Below are 20631 nucleotides of genomic sequence, written 5' to 3' on the forward strand. Positions count from 1 at the left end.
CGTCTCCGGTTAGATGGAGGCGGGGCTCAGGCTCTGGGCCAGCCGCAGGCGGTCGCGAGCTTGCGTCGAACAGAATCGAGGCCGGTCAATTGGAACGTGCTTTCGTATGGCGGAGTTTTTCCTGCGTAAACCCTGATCAGGAGCCGGCCGTCCTCCGGCAGTGAGCGCAACAGGCGAACGACGTCACCCTGAAAGGCAAGGCTTCGGCCTCCTTCTGCAGCGCGCCAGCGATCTTCGATAGATGGATCGTCGTTGACCTGGTACACGACCTTCACCTCGCCCTCTGGAGGCTGTTTCCAGGATGGCGAGGTGGCTATCATCAGCTCGGTCCGACTGGCGCGACAGCGGATGGAGATCGAGGACGGTGCGTCCTTTGTCGCCGGGCGCCCCATGGTCTGCGCGGCGATCTGCGGCTTGTAGTCCACCGGCGATGTCGTCTCGCTGATGATCCAGTTCTGCGCTCGAGGTGGCGCCGGGGTAGTCGGTTCTGCTGCCTCTCCGAGCAACTCATCGACGCATTTCAGACGTTCCATTCCTTCGAGCTTGGCACATTTCTTCAATCTGTCGGTGGCATCGCCTGCCTGTGCGTAGGCCAGCGGACTCAGGATTGCCAGCGTGATCAAAGCCACGGCAGCTGGACCCTTCATCGTGACAGTCCCACCGTCGCCCCAGGTGAGCGATCGAGCCATTCCTGTGCGGGTCCGAAGCGGGCGAGGCCGGGCACGTTGGCACGGAGGCTCACGTCCTTCCATTTCGAATCGAAGCCGGGCGACTGCAATCGATCGAGCCGGCCGAACAATTGTTCCACGAAGCGGGCCATGCGCGTATAGCGGTCGGATTGTTTCGGCCAGTTATAGCCCGCAAGGATGGTGGGGACCGCGAGGGTCGAGATGCGCTCCCCCTGCGGCACGAGGCTCGGGTAGTCCGCCGAGCTGATTGCGGACGGCAGATAGTAGTCCTCGAAACGAGAATCGTACTCCACTGGCAGGAACTTGTACCCAGGCTCCCAACGTCCCTTCAAAAAAGCATCGACCGGCTTCGACGTGATGAACACAACCGCTGCGATGTCCCCGCTCTTCATCTGCTGCAATGCGACCTGATGGGGAATGAACATCTTCTCGACATTCAGCCCCAATCGGCTGAAGATCAGCGGACCTGAATAGGCGGCTGCAGTGCCTTGCGTGTTGAAATTGACCTTCTTCCCCTTGAGGTCATCGAGCGACTTGATCTCGGGACGCACAAAGACGTGCAGTTCGGCTGGAAAGAGATTGAGAATGTAGACGATGCGCCGGTCGATCGACGGGACCTGCGCCTTGTACTCTTCGAGGGCGTCCGTATTGATGATCGCCGCATCCACCCCTCGCAAATAGAGCAGCGAATTGACGTTCTCCGTTGCACCGGTCGTCACGATCGGGATGACGTGGAGCTTGTCTTCCTCGTTGACGACGCGGGCGATCTCCGCGGCAAGTCGAAGCGGAGCGCCCTCGATGAGGCCGCCTGCGAGCCCGACGGTCCAGGCATTGATGCGCTCCTTTGCGATTATGTCGGCGTTCTTTGCCGGTGCTGCGGCTGGCGTTGCGTGTGTCCGGGCGGACTGGGCATTCGCCGCGATTTGCAGCCCGAGCAGCGCCGATACAATTGCGGATGCCAACTTGATCATGGGCATAGGTCGTTCTCCGTCGTCTGGCTGCTTCGAGATATGGTGCGACGCTATTTCAGCGCCTTGATGCGCTCCTCTGCATCGTCAATGCCGGCCGCCTTTGCTCTTTGATACAAGTCGCGCGCCTTGGCCCGGTCGCCCGCGACTCCGCGCGCACGCCACGATTCCAGCACGTGCGGATCATAGGTCTCCGCAAGCATGAAGGCGGCCTGCGTGCTGCCGCGTGCAAGAGCCAACTCGAGCAACTGGCGGGCGCCGCTGATGTCGGCCTGCCGGAGCAATGCATTCGCACGTGCAAGCAGCCTCTGCTCGTCCGCGGGGGCGCGGGGCGTCGGGCTCGCCGGAGCGGAGCGCTCTGCTGCTGCGGCGACATTCGGACCAGGATCCGCGGGCGGGGCGCGATTCGTCGTTTGCGCCGGCAATGTCGTTGAGCCAGGCTTCGCGGGAGGCTGTGGATTGGAGGCGACCGTCCGAGCGGTATCCTGCTCGCGCGAACGGCCCGCTCCGTCGCCGTTAGGAGCGAGATCGGGCGCACGATCCCGTGCAGTCCGTTCCGGCGGCCGGTTTGCGGAAGAATTTGTTGTAGCCAATTTTGCATTCGCGTCCTCGAGCTGGGCTCTGGCCGAGGCAAGCTCGCGTGCGAGACCGTCGGCACGCTTGCGCTCACCGGCGAGGCCGTCGCTCTGCTTCGCAGCTGTCGCGTTGAGTTCCGTGACCCTGAGGATCTCGGCATAGGCAGCGGCGAGCCCCGCGGAACGTTCCTCGACCTCTTTCCGCGCCGAGGTCAGTTCGCGTAACAGGGCTTCCTTCTTGTCCCGCTCTTTGGCCAACTCCATCTTGTTCTCGGCCCGCGCGGCATCGGTGGTCCGCGCGGATTCTCGGGCCGCGGAGCGCGCGTCATCACGTTCGCTCGTTAGCAACATTGTTTGGCGTACAAGCGCGTCTGCTCTGTCTCGTTGCTGGCCGAGCTCGCGTTCCAGCGCCCGCTTCTGCTCGCTCTCGGCTTTGCCGGCATTCACGGCCGCGGCTTGCGCGGCTTCGAACTCAGCCTGGACGGAGGCGAGCCGCTTTACGGCGGCATCTGCTCGATCTCGCTGTTGAGAGAGTTCGTTTTCCAGGGTGAGCTTCTCTTCAGCCGCTGCTTTCGCACCGTCTGAGGTCTCGGTTCGAGCCGCGTTAACCGCCGTCCGGAGGGCACCCAGTGCTTCGGTGGCAGCGGCATCCGCCTTGTTGCGTTGCTTAAATTCCCGCTCCATCGCTTCTCTTTGCGTGGCTTCGGCAGCGGCAGCGTTGGAGGCTTCGGTAGCTGCCGTCCGTGCGGCCTTGAGCTCAGACTTAAGTGACGTCAGCTCTGCGACGAGCGCGGCGGATTTTTCGCGTTGCTGCTTCAACTCCGGCTCAAGCGCTTCCTTCTGCGCAACCTCTGCGGCGAGGGCCTTTGTGGCTTCTGTCGCGGCGTTCCGTGCGATGTCGAGGTCCGATCGGAGCGACGCGATCTCGGCCGCGGCATTCTCTGTGCCGCGTCCAGGTGGGACGACGGACCGTTCCCTGGGGTCCGCTGCGGAGGTCTCCATCGCCTTTGAGGCTGCGATCCGGGCTGCGTCGAGCTCTGCCTTGAGGAATGAGAGGTCTCGCGCGAGGTTGTTCACCTTGTCCCGTTCCAGCTCGAGGGCGTGGGTCTGCCTGATCCCCAGCTCAATGGCTCCGATCGCGTGCTCGCGCTCGAGCTGGACGGCACCAAGCTCTGCCCGGACACTTGCCAGCTCATGTGCGAGCCTGTCGGCCCGATCACGCTCTTGCTCAAGCGCCTGTTGGTGCCCGATCCGCTCGGCCTCAATTGCCGGGACGCCGAACTCGATGGCGTCTTGCGAGCCGCCCTGCGCAAATCCGACAAAGCATGCCAGGAGGAGAGCCGCGGCAACGGCGGTCCGCGCAAGGTCCCCGCCGAGCGATCCGTCCTGTCGGACAGGGCGGAGAACACTGCTCAGCGAGACAATCGATTCACTCGCAATTGCCTCTAACCCCATTGCATCAGCTCAGACTGGCTCTAGGCGCCTTGTCGTTCGGCGTCATCAATGACACCGCCTTGGGCGGCGTTCTGTCGATGTGGCAGGGTAGGTAGCTACAAGGAGGTAGAAGGGCGCTGTTCCGGGAATAAAGTAGATCGGCTGCGCTGTTGCTCCGCCTTCCTTGACCAGCGCAACGGCCCGCAACAGATTGGATGGGCCAGCCTAGGCTGCGTGTGTTCCGCACAAACCAGGGGAAGACAGCATGAACAGAACAGCCGTCGTTTTCGCCAGTCTGACCTTCACTGGCGCGTTTCTGATCAGTGCGATCCAGACAACTCATGCCTCTCAGGCTGGAAGCACCAAGCTCAACGCCAACGCCAGGATGATGGTCAATCACAAGCGTGCGCAGTCGCACCGGCTTGTCGTCCAGGTCGACGTCAATGATCCGGCGATCATGAACCTCGCGTTGAACAACGTGAGCAACACCGTTCAGCACTATGCCGAGACCGGCCAGAAGGTCGAGGTCGAGCTGGTGGCATTCGGGCCAGGCTTGCACATGCTGCGAGACGATACCTCGCCGGTGAAGGCACGCATCAAGTCCATGAGCGAGGCCATGCCCGAAGTTTCGTTCTCGGCATGCGGAAATACCAAGGAAAATATGGCGAGGACCGAAGCAAAGGAGATTCCTCTCATTTCGCAGGCGAAGGTCACGAAATCCGGCGTGGTCCGGCTCATGGAATTGCAGGAGCAGGGCTGGAGCTACCTGCGGCCCTGAAAGGGGGCCGCGCGCGTCGTCGCGGTGCGTCGGCGAGGTCCGAAAATCTCAAACGGACGACGCTTTGACACGAATGTCCCGGCGCGCCGTGGCCTCTTCCCTGCGGTTCGACACTAACAGACCAAGGACCCCCGGCAGCAGCCGCAGATAGCGGAAAATGAAGAAGGCCATGGCGATGTGCCAGATGATCAGCGCGGTTGAGCTGGCAATCGCGGCGCCGGTCAATCCAAGCCAGTAGATGAATGCGACGCTGGCCAGGATGTTGATCGCAGCGCTCAGGATCAACAGCATTGCAGCTCCTCGTTCGTGCTCGGTCATTGTCATGATGAGCAGCAGAGACCCGAACGCTGCTGCGGTCACCTGCCCCAAGAGCAGAATACGCAGGGCGGGGGCGCCGGCCACAAAATCCTTGCCGAACCAGGAGAGAAGTGGCTCCGCCATGATGGCCAACCCGAGTGCGATCGCCACGGAGGTCGAGAGGGTCCATAAAGCGGCCTTGGTCACGAGTACCTGCAAGGTCGCCCGATCGTTCCTTGTGAAGAGGCTCGAGATGGTCGGTGCGAACAGGGTGTTGATCGCAGTGCGGGGCAACGCAACAAGGAATGCGATGTTGAAGACCAGACTATATATTCCAGCATCCCTGGTCTCTCCGAACCAACCGAGTAGCACCACGCCGGCGCGGTTGAGGAGAGCTTCTGCCCCGGCGATGATCATGAACGGCACGGCGGTCTGCCGCCAACTTGCGGGCGCGTATTGAGGCTCTGCCGTCCTGATTGCGTTTGGGCACAATCTACGAACACCCTGGCTGGCGAGCAAGAGTCCGACGACGGCGCCGGCGACGGTCGCCATCATGATTCCCTGTGGCTCAATACGCGATCCGAAGAAGAGACCGGCCACGACGATGAGGATCACAAGTAATCCATCCCGCACCACGCGATCGGGTATCAGTGCCGGCACAACGCCGCCAAAAGCGCGGACGATCGAGCAGCGTATCCATAACAGCGCCAGAATGGGAACGAGAACGAAGCCGACCAGAAAAGTGTTCCTCAATTCCGCCGAGAACGGCCAGGGCCAGATATGGATAATACCTGCCCCGATGAATGCGACCAGAAGGCCTGCCGCAACTGAACGTCGCTCCGCGTATTGGATGATGCCTCGTGCGAGGCTGCTCGCTCCCACGGTCTGATACGCGGACACAAAGCGCAGCAGTGCGATGTCGAAACCGAGCGCGCAGAAATATGCGAGAATGGTGATCCAGGCGATGACATAGGCGTAGACGCCGTAGGTGTGAGCGCCGACAATTCTGGCTATCAAGAGCTGCGCGCAGGCAGTTACACCAGCGCTGGCTACATAGATCGAAAATGCTGCGGCTCCCCCAACTACCACTCGTCTGATCCGCGCACTAACAGCGCCTCGCTCATGCAGTTCCATTTTCTGTCCTTGCAAGTACTAGCTCTATCGAACGCTCCAGAAGCCGCGTCGAAAAATGAGTCAGAGGGAATGATTCAACAAGGAATGGCCTGAGATGTCCGTTTCAACATGTGCCGGCGTGATCGTGCCGCGCTTGCGTTGTTCGACGATGCTCACGATCTGTCGTTCCATCTGTTCGACAGCTGCGGCAAGAGACTCTTGATCGAGCGACGAGATGCTCAAGACGTTCCGGCCCTTCCTGCGCAACGATTCGTGCAGGAGATCAACGATACTGCGCGATCTGAGGCTGGTTTCAACGTCCAGCTCGAGCAGCCGTTCGATCCTGCCTCCGAGATCATGTCGGTCGCGGAGCCGCTCCTCGAGGAGCCCGGTCGGTGCGTCGAGGCGTACCAGGAGGTCTGGTTCGGGGACAAGATCCAGCGCATACGAGATCATTGCCTCGTCTGCGATGCCGCAAAGGAGCGTCAGAGAGCAAATCGCCTGGACGAACGCCTGGTCGAACAAGACGACGTGCGCAATCGCTGACCTGCCAAACCATGCGTGCGACAACCTCGAAATATATTGCAGCAGCCGGAGCGAAGAGAGCGGGTTGGACGGTGGAAGGATATTGATCAGATTTAACGCTGTTCCGAGATCGCGTGAAATACCCCGCGGTCGGAGTATCATGGACACCACTTCCGCCAGCGGACGCGTCAAGCGCCGCGCCGTGAACGATATCTTCCGAAGAGCCGATGTCGACGGTGTGGAGTTCTCGCTCGGCGAACGCTCCGCCGGCCGATGGCTGAGTACGAGGTCTACGGTATAGTCACGCTCACGCAGGCGTGCTGCGAGGCTACGTGCAAGAGTGGTCTTGCCGGCGCCTGGAGGACCGAAAAACTCGATAATCATATTCGAATCCAGATAAATGAAATGATTGAGGTGGACCGTTTTGCCGCTTGCGCTAAAGTATCCGCCATACCTCCTTCTTCACCGCGCGAATGACATCGGGTAGAGGCTGTTGGGCGTCGATCGAGACTATGCGCGCCCCGGAAAACGCCAGTCGCGGGATCGCCGCGATACGCTGCGTGATCACGGCAGGATCCATGTCGGGCTCGCGTCTGGCGCAAACTTCCGGCGGTACGACCAGCTTGATGACGATGTCTGGTGGAAGGCGCTCGGCAAGTGAATAGGCTTTGGCCTCAAATCGCCGTAGCCAGAGCGGAACCCCGGTCAGGCGCGGCATCAGTGGACCTTCGTTGAAGCCGACGATCTCGTTCTGCGGGTATCGATCCGTGACCACGACAAGGCCCCGACGAGCTCCACGATGCGCTGCCGACAGCTTGTTCCGCTTTTCGATGGCCGTGGCCGTCGCCCAGATCGCCAGGAGAGCACTGTACAGTCTGCTCGGGGGGCGATCCGAGATTTTACCATGCGATGAACCTTTGGGCTTGGTCCTGAAGAACGGCGTGATCAGAGGCACCATCAACTTGAGCGGCCATAATACGAGGGAGGGGCGTCCTGCCCCGGTGCCGAAATAGATCGGAATGACATCCATCTCCTGGCCGAGCCACTGCCGAATTGTCGTGACGATGGTCGATTTGCCGCTGCCGTCGACGCCGACGACGGCCACAACGTGCCCGCCACCCGGAGCCCGTCGGCTCCACGGCCGGGGTGCCCAGAGAAAGCGTTTGTTCAGGTAGCCGGCGCCGAGGTGCGCGGCGCGTGTCAGACCCCGAAGGGCTGCCTCAAGATCGTTGTAGATTCGATGCGGTGCGAAGTGCCTTCGGATGCGCCGCCGCAAATGTCGCTGATGCTCCAGCGCGGGTTGACGAAAAAGGGCATCGGCAATCATGTCGGCCAGATCGCCTCCCAGAAGTTCAGCCGCTCGCCGTCTGAGTGCCGCGCGAGGAACTCGGTCGGCGAGTGCCGCGCGATCAAGTGCAAATTTCCGCGTCATTGCCCGCCAGTTGCGGAGGACAACAGGATCCGATCGCCTCAGTTCGAGGCACCCGCGTACAATCAACAGCAATGCCTCGTCCACTGGCTCCAGCAGGCGGATCGGCAGCTCCGGATGAACGATCGCTCGCCTCGCCAGGGCTTCTTCCCACGGCAGGTGGTAGTTCTTGAGCAGGCTGGCGCCCGCGACCAGTCGGACATGCAGATGGAGATGCACGATCCGGCCACTCGGTTCGTCATAGCCGAGATAACTCGAGATCGACGGATGGTCACGATAGGCGACGGCGGGAAAGGACTTGAGACCGTGCTCGAGGAGGATCGCCTGAGCGCGGTGCTGATCCCGTTTTACGACAAGCAGATCGAGATCTCCGTCGCCGATCAGGCCGCGGTAGATCCGATTGCTGCTCTTCCAATAGAAGTAGGTGATGTCGTGCCGATCAAAGTCGTTCAAGACCGCAAGAATCAGCGGCAGGATCGTGCCCTCGGCGGTCGGGCCATCGGTCAGGTCTGTCCTGTGCAGGGCATCCTGTCTCATCTTTCGTGCCCTTTCCGCCCGAATGATCTTGCAGTGTCCAGCGCTTGAAGTCCGGTCTCCCACATCCACCGAAACGGAGAAGAGGCCATTGCGAGGAAGCTTTGACCTATGCCGACGCGAGCCGCGTCTGCGGCCCCGGCGATGAATTCGCTCGCATCGCCATAGCGGTATTGCGCATGTCTCTTGAGATCGACCTGTGTCACGATGGCCGCCGCAAAATCGCTGCGCTCGTTCTCGATGCACCAGCTGCTGCGAAGGAGACCCAAGGCGTTCTGAGCGACCTCCCGCGTCGTACTCCCCCACTTGACGACGAAGAGCATCTTGTCGGCGATCGATGGGAGCAATCGTGCCTCAATGGCTGCAAGGACAGGTGGACCATCAATGATCACGCAATCATAGCGTTCGCGCAGTTGGCGGACGAGGTCGGCCATCTGTTCGACGGCACTTATTGGGTCGAGCCGATAGCCGGGTATCCGGAGGTAGTCGAAGCCGACCTGCGGAATGTGCCGCATCGAGTCCGCCAGCGATCGGTTTTGTAGACCGACGATTCGTCGCTCGCCAGCGTTGTCGAACTCGCTAACACGCATGCCTCTGTGGAGGTCGATGCCGATCAGGAGCACGCGCCGCCCGAGGAGGCCGGCATAAGCCGCGAGACCACGGGCGAGCGTGGTTTTCCCTTCGCCCGTGATGCTGGAGCTGATCAGGACGGTTTTCGCATGACCTGGCTCGGCTAGACGTAACGTCGCCGCCGCTGACCGAAGCGCCTCCACATACGGAGAGAACGGCTCGACCCGAAGATAGTCTCCGGAATCAATCAGGTTATCCGAGTGTATTTGCGGGACCAGACCAATGCAGGATAGCCCGAGCGCATCGGTGATTTCCTTCTCGCTGCGTAAGGTTTTGTCGAGGCGGTCCTGGACGAGGGCGACGAAGCTCCCGCAGATCAGCGAGATGATCAGGGCGGGGAGCATGAACAGGATCGGGTTCGGAGAGCTCGGTCGCGATGGCGGAGAGGCAAGTGAGAGAATGCTGACGTCCGGGTTGACGAGCTCTTCTTGTTCGCGGATCTCCTTCTGCCGCTGGAGAAGACTTGCATACAGTTGTGCGCTGGCGGCGGTCCGACGTTCGAGTTCGCGTGGGTCGAGGTCCGCTTCACGTTGTTCGCCGCTGGCGTTGCGGACCGCATCGGCGCGCCGCTGGATTGCGTTGTGCAGAGCTGCGCTGGTTCGCTCGATGTCGGCCTTGACCGTCGCCATTCGTTCCTCAAGCCGGGCCAGTTCGTTGGCGGTGTAGGCCCGTTGCTGCTCGGCATTGCTCTGGACGTAGAGCTCGACGATACGATTGACGATGTCGGCGGCCCTCTCGGGGGTCGTCCACTGGAAGGTGACATTGATGATGCGTGAGCGGCGTTCCTGGAGAACCTGCAGACGACGCTGAAGATCGTCGAATTTCAGGCCTGCGTCGTTCCGCCTGTGCTGGAACAACGGACCAATCCAGACACCCAGCCGTCGCTTGAGCTCCATCAGGCCGAGCGGGCCCGCCTCGCTCCTCTCGGCCTGACCAGGTTTCGGCGTGATGGCCGGATCTGCTCCGACGTCAGACGTCAGTCCGCGAAAGTGCGGGTCGTTCCGAAAGCTGTCGAGAACGTGGCGCAAATGATACGGAGACGTCAACATGGTCACCTGAGTGTCGACGGCCTGCTGGAGCGCCTCGGGATTTAGGGGAGTGGCGCCCTGAACCTGAACGACCTGCGCGGTCGCCGTATATTTGGGTGTGATGAGCAGACCGGCGATGCCTGCTAGCATCGTTCCGACGCCTGCGATGGTGAGGATGAGCTTGCTCCTCCGACGCAGGATACCAATCACCTGCTGGAAGCCCGGTTCGGGCGCGACCGTGGTCTGGTCGTCACGCCGCTCGCCTTCGAAGTCAGGCCTCAATGGTATGCTGTCCGCGATGAGACCCGTCTTATCCATCAACTGCATCCGTACCTCCCTGGCATCGGTCCATCCTCGCAGCTAGCTCGACCTCGAGCCTAGTTGGCTCGCGCCATATAAGGCTTGCGGTCGCGCAAGAGACCGATCCCATGCGTTCGCGGGACGAGCGAGGCCGCGGCGTGCGTTACCCCTGGCAATCGATAGCAACTGGTTCGCCGGCATCGGCTCTGCCACCAGGCAAACTGCGATCACAAACCAGAAGATAGGATGCCGAAGTATGAAGGTGGCGATGGCGTAAATGAAGAGACCGCACAGTAATGTCGGCAATCCTGCCTGGCCAGTCGCGTAGGCGGACTTGAAAGCCGTTACCACGAGCCAGACGAAGCTCAAGACGATCAGGAGCCCGCCCTGGGTAAAAAGGTCGAGCATCGTGTTGTGCGCCTCGAAGTTCGGCACGAACGAGGGCTTAGGGTGCTCAACAAAATCGGGATGGACCGTATCCATGTTCCTTGCGGAGACGATGGAGTGCGGAATTTCGAGATGCGGACCAGGGCCCAGGCCGAGCATGCCGGATTCGACACCTCGCCTGAGGGCCTGGCTCCAAAGCTCAAATCGCAATTCCGTCTTCTCTCTGGTCTGCTCAGGGTTTTCCCGTGCCATCGACTTGGCGAGGTCGCCGGCTTCGACCGCAATCGAATAAGCCAGCGGCGCGATTGAAATCACGACTCCCGGCAAGGCCAGCACAATCACCCAGGCCAGAGCTGAGCCGAAGCTGATCCGCCGCGCTCGCGAGAACAGCCAGGTTCGGCACTTGAGCGCCAAGAGGATCGGGCCGGCCAGGACAAGAATCAGCGTAAACGAATCGCTCCCCGTGATCCGGCCCGTGTAGACGGGGATGATGGCGCAGGCGAGCGCGCCAATCGTCGCCCCGAGTGTCGTGGACGTTTCGGCTAGATGGAGCGATAGTATTCCCAGCACCATGCAGAGCACTGCGAGTTGATGCGGATTAGACGACCAGCCTCGGAATTGATCCCACCATAATGGATCGACCGAAGGAATGTCGTAGAGGCCCCAGGCGTCGGCGAGCTGTGCGACAATAACCGGTGTCCCGAATCCGCACAGAAGCCAGGTGATGCGACGCAACCGGGGGCCGGGGTTCGGCCCGACCACGCTCAGGCAACTGATCGCGGCCAACAAGGGATAGGCCATGACATCGTGCATGAACCATACGGGATCGTGCTCGTCGCCGATGAGCTTTGCCGTCAGCGTTCCGAGGGTCTGCGCCAAGGCGAACAGCAACCAGAACATCAGGAGTCGCGACAGAGCTGGCGTCAGCAAAAGGCGGCCGCGCGCCGCTTCCCGCCCGAGCACAAGGATCACCCAGATGATGAGACAGAGTTCGCCCGGCCCGACCGGCAAGCCCGCGACCCGCAATTGTGAAGCGGGGGTCAGCAGCAGCCCGAATGCAAACAAGGCGTCCAGGATCATCTGCCCTTATCCGTCTTCGGCGCCCTGAGGCGCGCGCAAGCGTTGCGCCATTCGCATGTTTCCTGTTTGCCTCGCGGTCGGTCGGTCGCCATGGCAAACCTTCAATTCGTCTTGTTCAAAGCGATCGGGTTTCGATGACGGCGCAAGAACACCGCCTGCAACTCCGGTGAGCCGGCTAGCGCCCAGTCTCCATTCTGCGATCCCCAGCTGTAGGCGAAGTCGAAGGCGGGCGCTGGTATGAGCGCGTCCCAGCGAGCCATTATCTGTTGCATCTGACTTGCGGTAGGCAGGACGTATCGGCCGCCGCCGTCGTCGATCCAGCGCCCGCCGCCAAAGGTCTGGTAGACCGGGACCATGTTGTCGCGAGGTACTCCGGCGGATTCGGCCGCAGCGACATAGCGATCGATCTGGTGGTAGTCGCAGCCATTCAACTCCGTCCGGCACGGATAGGGATCGATACCGTACAAGTCGACATGTGAGTTGGCGGGGTTGTAGGTGTCCTTGAAGGACGGCGTCCGCGACGACGTCATCGTCATGAGCAGGATAAATGTCTTCGCGCCAGGCACGTTGGCATGAATCCAGTCCGACTCAGCCTTCAGATTGTCGGCCGTGCAAAGCGAGAAATGCTGCCCGGTTGGATCCGGATCGTCCATCAAATAGAAGCCGAATAGCTTTTCATTGCCAATGAAGGGGCGGACGGTGTCCTGGAATTTTGCGTCCGCGCCATTGCATTGGCCGACCCACACGAGGCCCTTGACTCCCTCGGGCAGTGAATCCACCTGCGCCGGACTGTTGACGTCCGCGAGATTGAAACCGGCGGCGGCAGGAAGGTAACTCCCAGCCGCGTCGAAATTGCTGTTGGAGGCGAAGTGCAGTGTGGCCCTGGAGTCCGCGCGCGTCTGCGCGTGGAACGGCAGGCCCTGCAGGAGCAATGCACCGGCCCCCAGCAGGGAGGCCACCGCAGACCACGCAACGTATCGAGCGCGTGCATATGTCCTTACAGGACGCCGCATGTCGCATCCTCGGTCGTCGACCCAAAACGCCCGTTTTGGAATCGGCTGTGGCGCGCACGGCCAATCAATTCCCTGTAGAGTGAGGCATGCCGATCGACAACGGTCGCTAGCGAGAACTCCCTCCTGACATATTCGGCGGCGCGATTGGCCATGGTTAAGCCCTTCTCTCGATTGCCAAGCAAGTGGAGAATCTTTGCGGCCAATACGGGCGGGGCTCCCGGGGGCACCAGCAAACCATTCCATCCGTCGCGAATGACTTCAGCGCAACCCGGCATGGTCGTGGTTACGATCGGCAGGCCGGCGAGTGCCGCCTCGAGAAGAACCCGCGGCACGCCTTCACGGTACTCAGTCGGAAACGCGAACACATTTGCGAGTCTGAGCAGCGCCGGAATGTCCGATCTAGATCCGATCGCCTTCACATAGGGTGCATGCCGATCGATCTCGGCTTGCGTGACAGCAAGGGGGCCTTCTGATTCTCGCGGCCCGACAAGCACGAAGCGAACATTGGGACGCACCTCGTGCACCCGGGCAGCCGCGTCGAGCAGGGCCGGAATACCCTTCTGCCTGGTCATCCGCGTCACGGTCATCACGACCTCGGCGTCGCCAAGTCCAAGTTCGTGGCGAAGCTGAGCCGGCGACGGTCCCGAGCTCAGTGCTCGATCGAACCCCTCGACATCGACGCCGGCCCCTCGGATCAGAACGGGCATCTTTCCGGCGATCCCGTGACGCTCGAAGAACGCGCGGTCGTCACTGATCTCGAACACCGTTGCGGCAGCCGTGCGAGCCGCGAGCTTGTGGAGCGCGCGATAGACCGGACGTAGCGTCAAGGCAAGAGGGGATCGCGATGAATAGAGAAAAGCGCGCCCATTGATCGTACGAATGGCCAACACATCCGGGGCGCTCCGCGCGGCCAATGGCAGGAATATCGAGGGCTTGGTGTCGAAGCTTTGCGCAAGATCGGGCCGCTCCTCGATCAGGATTTTCGCAAGGCTCTTGATGGCTGCCAAGTCCGCCCACGGATTTACGAACCGGTTGAACTGGAAGTCTCGATATCGGATGCCTGCCTGTGCAAATGGAGCCGGGTCGCCGCTCGCAACGGCTGTTATGCGAAAGCCCTGGTCGCGCAGGGCGCACATCGCCGGAATGCGGAGATGATGATCTTCGCCTCCGATATAAAGCAGGTGGGGCTGCAGCGGATGGCGCCGCTCCCTCGACGTTTCATTTGGATCGTCATCGAGCAGGAGAGAACCGTGTCTATGATCGCCGTTCAGCCCGGGTTTCAACATTCGCAAAGCTCCCGCATTCGATATCGCCCACGTCTTGATTGACCACGTCTTGGCAAATGCCGGCAGCCCGCCGGCCAAGACAGGATCTCATCAACTCATTCGTTGGGTCGCACGTTGGATCGCAGCCCGCTTAAACGATGCTATCGACCGGAAGCCGTAAAATGGCGTCCGCTCAAAAGCGCCGACACGCTCAGGGAGGCGTGAATTTTCACCATGCAACCGAGAGGGTTGTCGGGAATCCACTATTATCACGGCGTGTTCGAGATCGTATCTGAATAAAGAGGTAACTACTCGATCGCTCGCGCAATCGGCGGCGGCTCGTTGCGATGCTGCGACATGAGGATCACGTGCAGCGACCCGTTCTTCCCGCGGTGTGCGGCGAAGATGGATCTGATGAGGCGGTGTTCGATCGATGCTTGGCCGGCGCGTGAGGCTGTATGATGCGGCCCTGCGTTCTCACTACCCCCTTTGGATTACCTCGCGGTTTGCCTCGGTGCCGGGGCATCGTCCGCCACAGATTGTTCGTGCTGCGATAACAAGCGGCCGGCTGGCGATGACGCCGCCTTGATGTGGGGTTTTGAGCTTCTGAGCTACCTATTTGGACCTAATGAAACCGCACATGTACTGCGTTTTTGCCGCGCGGGTATCCCGTGAGCAGGGTTAGAGTCGCGCCCGCACGATTGCTGATCGTGAGATGTTGGCGGACCACATGCGGAATGTCCAAGAAATTGCGTTTCCAGAAGAGTCGGGGCGCTTCGCCCTCGTCTTGTTGCTCAGGTTGCATGGCATTGCAGCCGACGGGGAGCAACTTTGCCATCGACTAGGTACACGTCACATCGGGGTGACGGAGATGGTGCGATGCGCGAAGGCCTTCGGCCTCAAGGCGCGCACGATCAAGACCAGTTGGGCGCGTCTTGGGCGAATACCCTTGCCGGGGATCGCCGTGCTGAATGAAGGCGCCTTTCTCCTGGTTGGCAAGGTGGACGGGGACGAGGTTCTGGTTCAGTGTCCCTCGGATCCCCGTCCGCGCAAACTCAGTCGTTCCGAATTCGAGACGCTTTGGGACGGCCGTCTGGTCTTGATGGCGCGCAGGGCGTCACTTTCTGATCTGTCTCGCCGGTTCGACTTCACCTGGTTTCTTGGTGCTATCGGGAAATATCGCCACCTGCTCGGGGAAGTTCTGCTCGCCTCTTTCTTCCTCCAGGTATTCGCCCTCGTCAGTCCGCTATTCTTTCAGGTGGTCATCGACAAGGTGCTCGTCCATCGTGGGATCAGTACGCTGGAAGTCCTGGTGATCGGCCTGGCCGTGATCGCCGTGTTTGAAGCAGTACTGGGCGCGTTGCGTACTTACCTGTTTTCTCACACCACCAACCGTATCGACGTCGAGCTCGGCGCCCGGCTCTACCGCCACCTGGCATCATTGCCGCTCATTTATTTTCAGAACCGACGTGTCGGTGACTCTGTCGCCCGTGTCCAGGAGTTGGAAAATATCCGCAATTTTTTGACGAGCTCTGCGCTGACATTCATGATCGATCTCCTGTTCACTGCAGTGTTCATCGCGGTGATGTTCGTTTACTCTCCGATGTTAACGCTGATCGTCCTGGGGGCATTCCCGTTCTACATCGGCATTTCGGCCATTGCGACGCCGTTGTTCCGCAAGCGGTTGGACGAAAAATTTTATCGGGGTGCAGAAAACCAGGCGTTCCTGGTTGAAAGCATAACCGGCATGCAGACCTTAAAGGCCTTGGCGGTCGAACCCCAAATGAACAGGCGCTGGGAGGAGCAGCTCGCCGGCTATGTTTCCGCGAGCTTTCGGGTTGTGAGCCTCGGCAATGTGGCAAGTCAGGCTGTGCAGTTGGTGAGCCATCTTGTTTCAGTAGCGATTCTTTTCTTCGGCGCGAAGCTGGTGATTGAGGGCGGTCTGACGGTCGGTGAATTGGTCGCGTTCAATATGCTGGCGAACCGCGTGAACATGCCGGTTCTCCGCATTGCCCAGATCTGGCAGGAATTCCACCAGGTTCGCCTCTCGATCGAGCGATTGGGTGATATCCTCAATACGCGGCCGGAGCCGACTGTCGGCGTAGGGCGCGCGGTGCTCCCGCCGATCAAGGGCGCCGTTACATTCGATCACGTTACATTTCGCTATCGCACCGACGGACCTGAAACGCTGCACGACATTGGCTTCCATGTTCCGGCGGGCCAGGTCGTGGGGATCGTCGGTCCGTCCGGCTCGGGCAAGAGCACGCTGACCAAGCTGCTCGAGCGGCTGTACGTGCCGGAAAGCGGACGCGTCCTCATCGATGGTGTCGATCTTGCCTTGACCGATGCCGCCTGGCTGCGACGGCAGGTGGGTGTCGTTCTTCAGGAAGACGTGCTTTTCAACCGAACCGTAGCCGAGAACATCGCGCTTGCCGATTCTGCCATGCCGATGCAGCGGATCATTGATGCGGCCACCCTTGCCGGAGCACATGAGTTCATACTCGAGCTGCCTGAGGGCTACGATACCATCGTCGGCGAGCGCGGCTGCAGCCTTTCGGGCGGCCAGCGGCAGCGTATCGCGATTGCCCGTGCTCTCGTCAATGATCCCCGTATTCTGATTTTCGATGAGGCCACCAGCGCCCTCGACTACGAGAGCGAGCGCATCATCCAGGACAACATGCAGCGCATTTGTGAGAGACGGACTGTCTTTATCATAGCCCACAGGCTTTCCACGGTACGACGAGCAAATCGGATCATCACCATCGATCGCGGACGGATTGTCGAGGATGGCACCCACGATGAGTTGATCCGCTCGAATGGACGCTACGCGAACTTGCACTTGCTCCAGGCAGGGATCAATGACCATCGCTAGAAGTATCGTTCCGTTCCCGGATCGTTATCGGCGCCGCGCAGAGGAGACCGCCTTTCTCCCGGCTGCGCTGGAGGTCCTCGAGAGGCCGCCGTCGCCGGTCGGCCGCGCCACCGGCATGACCATCATCCTGCTGTTTTGCACCGCACTGGTCTGGGCCACGCTTTCCAGGGTCGACGTTGTCGCGACCGCGCCGGGCAAGATCGTGGTGAATGGCCGGACCAAGGTGATCCAGCCCGCGGAAACCGGGGTGGTGCGCGCGATTCACGTCAGGGACGGCGCGATGGTCAAGGCGGGTGACGTGCTGATCGAACTGGATCCGACAATCACTGCCGCTGAACTTGATCACGTGCGGAGCGATCTGGTTGCTGCCCAGCTCGACAGCGCCAGGTTGCGCGCGGCGCTGGGACCCAGCGATCCGGTCGCCAAGTTCGCCCCTCCGATAGGAGCGAGCCAGCAGGAGATCGACCTGCATCGTCAGTTCCTGGCCAGCCAGATGGCAGAGCACGCTATGAAGCTGTCGGAGCTCGATAGGCAGTTGGCGCAGAAAAAGGCGGAGAGCGAGACAATCGCGGCGACGATATCCAAGCTCGATGCAACAATCCCGCTCCTCGAGGAGCGCGTGAACGTTCGCAAATATCTCTATGACAAGGCGATCGGGTCCAAGATCACCTATCTCACCGAGGCTCAAGATTTGGTCGGTCAACAGCATGATGTTCTGGTTCAGCAGAGCCGGCTTCGCGAAGCGGAGGCCGGAACGGCGACCCTCGCGCAGGCCAGATCGAAAGTGGAAGCGGAGTTCCGGCGAACGCTCTATGACGATCTGTCCAAGGCCGAGCAGCGGGCCGCCGGTCTCACTCAAGACATGATCAAGGCGGAGCAAAAGGCGAAGCTGCAAATTCTCACCGCGCCGGTTGATGGGGTGGTGCAGCAGCTCGCGGTGCATACGATCGGTGGCGTGGTTACGCCGGCGCAAACACTGGCGGCCGTAGTTTCGCTGAATCCGGATTTCGAGATCGAGGCTCTGGTATCTAACCGTGATATTGGTTTTGTCGTTCCGGGGCAGACCGTCGCAATCAAGGTTGATACCTTCAATTTCACCCGCTATGGCCTGCTGAACGGCCGGGTCCTGAGCATTTCACGGGATGCGATCATACGTGATCGGCGCGAGGACGGGGCGAGGGATCAGTCCGGCGGTGCGGAGATGTCGTCCAGCGAACCGAAAGGGCAGGAACTGATTTACGCGGCCCGTGTCAGCCTCGACCGTACCTCGATGGAGGTCGAGGGCCGGACCGTCCAACTGTCGCCAGGAATGGCGGTGACCGTCGAGATCAGGACGGCCTCGCGACGTATCATCAGCTACCTGCTCTCACCGTTGATGCGCTACAATCAGGAAATATTGCGAGAGCGATAGCCGCCAGGCTGCTCTGAGGATGGAGGAGCGAAACTTCTTCGGCCATCGGACGGCGCCCGCTGGGCCTGCCGGTGGCGATCATCATCTGGATACGTCCCCCGGCATCAGACCAGGTCGGAAACGAACTAAGGGATCAAGGCGATACGTCCCAGGAGGGAGACGAGCTCCACTTGGCGTCGCGTCTGCGTCTTGACGAACAGCGACGCAAGATGGGAGCGGATTGTCGTTCGGCTCAGCCGCTGAGAGCGGGCAATGTCGAGCAAATTTCCGCCGCGCGCCAACTCGATGGCAACGTGAATCTCCGCGGTCGTGAGGCCAAACAAGCGTTGCAGCGTTCGGGGCGACGGCTCCGGACGAGCATCGAGGTCGAGCAGGACGATCGCGCAGGTGTCGTCCGACCAGACATTGGTTATCTGATTGACGAGGCTGGTTATGCCTTCGCGGAAGGACGTTGCCAGCCACGCGATCGAACCTGCGGGAACTTCAACGCCCGCGCGCTTCACGACCTCCCTTACAGCGACAGACAGCGATATTGTACCGGCCGCGGATCCGCAGTGGCGCTCCAGTATGGCGCGGCCTGTCGGGGTCACCTCGACCACCTGGCCGTGTTTGAGCAAGATGTGCGCGCAGCCCACACGGCCGAGGGCCGCGTGCAATTCATCGCGCATGTCGAACCGACGGTCGTCGGAGAGGATCGGGGGAGCGCGGTTGGAGATGTTGAAAATGGATTCCTTGGATTGGTAAGGCGATGCAACCGGGCTGCTCTGGGTCAAGTTCAGCATTCGATGCGCCCCTTTCGTTTCCCGGCTCGTTCAGATGAACGATATCTGACCCCATTCTCCGACTGGCGGGCGCGTTGTAAACGTTGAATCGGAGTTAGGCGGTCAACTTGGGAGTAATCCAGCCGACGTTCTCGCGAAGCGGAGAAGGCTCACGCGGGGTAGCCGGACTTCGCTTGTTGATTGCCTCGATGGAGGCTTTGCGGGTCAATGCGATGCGTTCGAACCGGTGGTGCTAGGAGCCACCCTGCGGGCGCAACGCGATTTCGATAACGTCACCTGGTTCCAGGTCGAAATCTTCGGATGCGACGATCTTCTCCCAGCCCTGGCCGGACTTTCGTACAACGGTGACGTGGGGCTTTAGGTCACCCGTTCCCGCCTGCACCGCCGCGCTTCCGTTTACAGGCTGCAACTTCTGCCCCAACGACCTCATTCTGATACGCAGGTCGGTTATGTGGACGTTGGAATCCCTTAGCTCATGAAGCAGCGTGACTGTGCGCTGGCTTGCAGCGCGATCGATCTGCCGGGCGGAGTCCTCGCGCTGGCGTTGAAGACGCATAAGCTCGACCGTGGTTTGCAGGCGTCGCGTCGAAGACAGCAGAAGGGCACGTCGACTTTCAGTGACACGCGGGCTCGGTAGGGAGCCCGAACCGAACAGCTTCACGACGCGATCGAGCTCTTCCTCATCCGCCTGGACGCCTTTTTCTTCGCCCTCCTGCTGCTTGCTGAGCGCCGCGAACTGTCCGTCCGCCTGCTTTACGGCGTCTTCGAGAAATTTGCGTTCCTTGCGATAGTCGCGCTGTGCGGTTTTTAGCGACTCCGCCTCAGCCTGCACGATCGGGACGATTGCAGATGGCGGCAAAGATATGTCCCGGGGCGAGGTCTGATCGAAGGTGTCCTTGTCCGCCAATTCGGCATCGACACGAAGGATATGGAAGTACTCCTTCACATACTCCGTGGACAAGGATTGATAGTCGCGCAGAAGATCCGCCGGATCATTGGTGCCGGGCTGATTGCGGGAACGCAACAGGCTGTAACCACCGGAAACCGCGACCGCCTGGCGCACGGTCATCGAGGACCTGTATGCCAACTGTCCGGGCGTCAGAACATCACCGGTAACGTAAATGGGGCGATACTCCACCACGCTTGCGATCACGTCTCCAGGCACGACGACGACCGCCTGTTCGCGCCCATCTGGCAGCCGCTGCCGCAAGATCTTCGACTGTAGCAGCGCTTCCATCCGGCTCTGCAACTCTGCCGTGGTCAGGCCCGCGACCTCGACCGTGCCGATTCCGGGAAGAGCAATCGTGCCGTCGATCTGGATTTGCGCCTGGTGACGTTGTTCCGACGCGCCTCCGATCGATACTACGACGGTATCACCCGCCGCCAGCCTGTACTGTGCTGCGAAGCACGGGCTGCTGACGAGCAGAACAATCGCCATCCAGCCGGCAATCGAGATGCGGCTGAACGTCCTAACGCGCTTGGTACCGTCCATAGCGATCTCCTTGCACTATTCAGGCCGGG

At 60.8% G+C, this 20631-nt stretch carries 16 protein-coding genes; 4 read left to right on the plus strand and 12 right to left on the minus strand.

Features of this window, described 5'->3' with window-relative positions:
* Positions 1-26 precede the first annotated feature (26 nt).
* Genes YUA_RS43910 through YUA_RS46855 form a run of 3 tightly spaced genes read right to left on the minus strand, consistent with a single transcriptional unit; the run spans position 27 to position 3309 of the window.
* Positions 27-629: a type VI secretion system-associated protein TagO gene (locus YUA_RS43910; RefSeq protein WP_198029413.1), complete on the minus strand. Its 603-nt coding sequence runs from the start codon at positions 627-629 to the stop codon at positions 27-29.
* A gap of 14 nt (positions 630-643) precedes the next feature.
* Complete coding sequence (locus YUA_RS0114175) at positions 644-1666, minus strand: TAXI family TRAP transporter solute-binding subunit (RefSeq protein WP_027531302.1); 1023 nt, start codon at positions 1664-1666, stop codon at positions 644-646.
* 44 nt (positions 1667-1710) lie between these two features.
* Positions 1711-3309: a hypothetical protein gene (locus YUA_RS46855; RefSeq protein ID WP_156947116.1), complete on the minus strand. Its 1599-nt coding sequence runs from the start codon at positions 3307-3309 to the stop codon at positions 1711-1713.
* Positions 3310-3372: 63 nt separating this feature from the next.
* Here YUA_RS46855 and YUA_RS49960 point away from each other — a divergent pair, with 63 nt between their 5' ends.
* Positions 3373-3681 carry a hypothetical protein gene (locus YUA_RS49960; protein ID WP_156947117.1) on the plus strand — a complete coding sequence of 103 codons (309 nt, stop codon included), beginning with the start codon at positions 3373-3375 and terminating at the stop codon, positions 3679-3681.
* A gap of 250 nt (positions 3682-3931) precedes the next feature.
* Positions 3932-4444 (plus strand): DsrE family protein, encoded by a 513-nt coding sequence (locus YUA_RS0114190; protein WP_027531304.1) that lies wholly within the window; start codon positions 3932-3934, stop codon positions 4442-4444.
* A 48-nt stretch (positions 4445-4492) separates the two neighbouring features.
* Here the strand turns inward: YUA_RS0114190 and YUA_RS43920 are convergent, their stop codons facing one another.
* From YUA_RS43920 to YUA_RS43945, 7 genes are all read right to left on the minus strand, one after another.
* On the minus strand, positions 4493-5890 hold the full coding sequence (locus YUA_RS43920) for a polysaccharide biosynthesis C-terminal domain-containing protein (protein WP_245285162.1): 1398 nt from the start codon (positions 5888-5890) through the stop codon (positions 4493-4495).
* Between the two features lie 45 nt (positions 5891-5935).
* Entirely contained in the window at positions 5936-6763 is an 828-nt protein-coding gene (locus YUA_RS49965; protein WP_156947118.1) for a hypothetical protein, read from the minus strand.
* A 52-nt stretch (positions 6764-6815) separates the two neighbouring features.
* Positions 6816-8345 (minus strand): hypothetical protein, encoded by a 1530-nt coding sequence (locus YUA_RS0114205; RefSeq protein ID WP_027531306.1) that lies wholly within the window; start codon positions 8343-8345, stop codon positions 6816-6818.
* On the minus strand, positions 8342-10327 hold the full coding sequence (locus YUA_RS43935) for a Wzz/FepE/Etk N-terminal domain-containing protein (RefSeq protein WP_051383167.1): 1986 nt from the start codon (positions 10325-10327) through the stop codon (positions 8342-8344). Before YUA_RS43935 ends, YUA_RS0114205 begins: the two co-directional genes overlap by 4 nt.
* 33 nt (positions 10328-10360) lie before the next feature.
* Positions 10361-11767, minus strand: coding sequence for an O-antigen ligase family protein (locus YUA_RS43940; RefSeq protein ID WP_051383168.1), 1407 nt, complete (start codon positions 11765-11767; stop codon positions 10361-10363).
* Positions 11768-11868: 101 nt separating this feature from the next.
* Positions 11869-12726 (minus strand): hypothetical protein, encoded by an 858-nt coding sequence (locus YUA_RS0114220; protein ID WP_245285163.1) that lies wholly within the window; start codon positions 12724-12726, stop codon positions 11869-11871.
* A 38-nt stretch (positions 12727-12764) separates the two neighbouring features.
* On the minus strand, positions 12765-14144 hold the full coding sequence (locus YUA_RS43945) for a glycosyltransferase family 4 protein (protein WP_245285164.1): 1380 nt from the start codon (positions 14142-14144) through the stop codon (positions 12765-12767).
* Between the two features lie 631 nt (positions 14145-14775).
* Between YUA_RS43945 and YUA_RS0114230 the strand changes: the two genes are divergently transcribed.
* Together YUA_RS0114230 and YUA_RS0114235 are read left to right on the plus strand one after the other, a co-directional pair.
* Positions 14776-16917, plus strand: a complete 2142-nt coding sequence (locus YUA_RS0114230; RefSeq protein WP_027531308.1) for a type I secretion system permease/ATPase — start codon at positions 14776-14778, stop codon at positions 16915-16917.
* Positions 16904-18328 (plus strand): HlyD family type I secretion periplasmic adaptor subunit, encoded by a 1425-nt coding sequence (locus tag YUA_RS0114235; RefSeq protein ID WP_027531309.1) that lies wholly within the window; start codon positions 16904-16906, stop codon positions 18326-18328. The genes YUA_RS0114230 and YUA_RS0114235 overlap by 14 nt, the downstream gene beginning before the upstream one ends.
* A 125-nt stretch (positions 18329-18453) precedes the next feature.
* On the opposite strand, the gene YUA_RS43950 is transcribed toward YUA_RS0114235, so the two are convergent.
* Positions 18454-19110: a helix-turn-helix transcriptional regulator gene (locus YUA_RS43950; RefSeq protein WP_051383170.1), complete on the minus strand. Its 657-nt coding sequence runs from the start codon at positions 19108-19110 to the stop codon at positions 18454-18456.
* Between the two features lie 232 nt (positions 19111-19342).
* Positions 19343-20602 (minus strand): polysaccharide biosynthesis/export family protein, encoded by a 1260-nt coding sequence (locus YUA_RS0114245; RefSeq protein ID WP_027531310.1) that lies wholly within the window; start codon positions 20600-20602, stop codon positions 19343-19345.
* Between the last annotated feature and the right edge of the window lie 29 nt (positions 20603-20631).

Source organism: Bradyrhizobium sp. WSM3983 (assembly GCF_000473045.1).
GTDB lineage: Bacteria > Pseudomonadota > Alphaproteobacteria > Rhizobiales > Xanthobacteraceae > Bradyrhizobium.

Excerpts from the sequence above, each read along its gene's own strand:
- YUA_RS0114175 (WP_027531302.1), bottom strand. The coding sequence starts at position 1,666 with ATGCCCATGATCAAGTTGGCATCCGCAATTGTATCGGCGCTGCTCGGG.
- YUA_RS0114190 (WP_027531304.1), top strand. The coding sequence starts at position 3,932 with ATGAACAGAACAGCCGTCGTTTTCGCCAGTCTGACCTTCACTGGCGCG.
- YUA_RS49965 (WP_156947118.1), bottom strand. The coding sequence starts at position 6,763 with ATGATTATCGAGTTTTTCGGTCCTCCAGGCGCCGGCAAGACCACTCTT.
- YUA_RS0114205 (WP_027531306.1), bottom strand. The coding sequence starts at position 8,345 with ATGAGACAGGATGCCCTGCACAGGACAGACCTGACCGATGGCCCGACC.
- YUA_RS43935 (WP_051383167.1), bottom strand. The coding sequence starts at position 10,327 with ATGCAGTTGATGGATAAGACGGGTCTCATCGCGGACAGCATACCATTG.
- YUA_RS43940 (WP_051383168.1), bottom strand. The coding sequence starts at position 11,767 with ATGATCCTGGACGCCTTGTTTGCATTCGGGCTGCTGCTGACCCCCGCT.
- YUA_RS0114230 (WP_027531308.1), top strand. The coding sequence starts at position 14,776 with ATGCGGAATGTCCAAGAAATTGCGTTTCCAGAAGAGTCGGGGCGCTTC.
- YUA_RS0114235 (WP_027531309.1), top strand. The coding sequence starts at position 16,904 with ATGACCATCGCTAGAAGTATCGTTCCGTTCCCGGATCGTTATCGGCGC.
- YUA_RS43950 (WP_051383170.1), bottom strand. The coding sequence starts at position 19,110 with ATGCTGAACTTGACCCAGAGCAGCCCGGTTGCATCGCCTTACCAATCC.
- YUA_RS0114245 (WP_027531310.1), bottom strand. The coding sequence starts at position 20,602 with ATGGACGGTACCAAGCGCGTTAGGACGTTCAGCCGCATCTCGATTGCC.